Origin of the sequence: Limimaricola litoreus, from assembly GCF_024159025.1 — a bacterium.
In the GTDB taxonomy this organism is placed as follows: Bacteria; Pseudomonadota; Alphaproteobacteria; order Rhodobacterales; family Rhodobacteraceae; genus Limimaricola; species Limimaricola litoreus.
Map to the genome: position 1 here is coordinate 1 of NZ_JAMYXC010000143.1, position 1,210 is coordinate 1,210.

General features: G+C 72.0%; 2 protein-coding genes. Both read left to right on the top strand.

All coding sequences use genetic code 11. The features are described 5' to 3' along the window. On the top strand, nt 1-324 hold a 324-nt coding region (locus NHG85_RS09755; RefSeq protein ID WP_253331905.1), incomplete at its 5' end, for an SPOR domain-containing protein. Continuing rightward, nucleotides 321-1,210 (top strand): glycoside hydrolase family 3 N-terminal domain-containing protein (locus NHG85_RS09760; RefSeq protein WP_253331907.1); only part of this gene is annotated, 890 nt, incomplete at its 3' end. The genes NHG85_RS09755 and NHG85_RS09760, both read left to right, overlap by 4 nt.

The following is a 1,210-nucleotide window of genomic DNA, read 5'->3' on the forward strand; positions in this document are numbered from 1 at the left end:
ATGGCCGCCGCCGCAGCACCCGCGCCCAAGCCCGAGGCCGCCCCCGTCACCGTCAGCACCACGCCGATCGCGCCCGGCACCAGCCTCGTGCAGCTCGGCGCCTTCGAAAGCCCCGAGGTGGCCGGGCAGGAATGGCTGCGCCTCAAGGGCCGGTTCGGCGAACTTTTGGCCGGGCACGACCGGCTCGTGCAGGAGGCGGTGAGCGGCGGGCGGACCTTCTTCCGGCTGCGCGCCACTGGCTTTGCCGATCTGGCCGAGGCGCGGCGCTTCTGCTCGGCCCTGGTGGCCGAGGACGCCGCCTGCATTCCGGTGGTGGTGCGATGAGCTGCGCGGCGATCCTCGGCCCCGAAGGCGCGCATCTGGGGCGCGACGAGGCTGCGTTCTTTCGCGATGCCGAGCCCTGGGGCTTCATCCTGTTTGCGCGCAACGTCGAGACCCCCGACCAGCTGCGCCGCCTCACGGGCGATCTGCGCGCGGCCGTGGGCCGCGATGCGCCGATCCTCGTCGATCAGGAAGGCGGACGCGTGCAGCGGCTGCGCCCGCCGCATTGGCAGGATTATCTTCCCGCGCTCGACCAGATGCGCCGGGCGCATGATCCCCTGCGCGCGCAATGGCTGCGGCACCGGCTGATCGCGGCCGAATTGTTCGAGGTCGGCATCGACGTGAACTGCGCGCCGCTGGCCGATCTGGTCGAGCCGCAGACGCATCATATCCTGCGCAACCGGCTTTATGGCGACACGGTCGAGGGCGTGGTCGGGGCGGCGCGCGCCGCCGCCGACGGGCTTTTGGCGGGGGGCGTGCTGCCCGTGCTCAAGCACATTCCCGGCTATGGCCGCGCCAGCGTCGACAGCCACAAGGCGCTGCCGCGCGTCTCGGTGCCGCTTACGGATCTGCGCGCCCGCGATTTCGCGCCCTTCGCGGCGCTGTCGGAGATGCGGATGGGGATGACGGCGCATATCGTGCTCGACGCGGTCGACCCCGAGCGCCCCGCCACCACCTCCGCGGCGGCGATGCGGATGATCCGCGAGGAGATCGGCTTCGACGGGCTGATCATGACCGATGATCTGTCGATGGAAGCGCTGTCGGGCGCGATCGACGAGCGCGCCGCCCGCAGCATCGCGGCGGGCTGCGACCTCGTGCTGCACTGCAACGGCGAGCGCGACGAGATGGAGGCGGTGGTCGCCGCCTGCGGCACGCTGGAGGGCGAGGC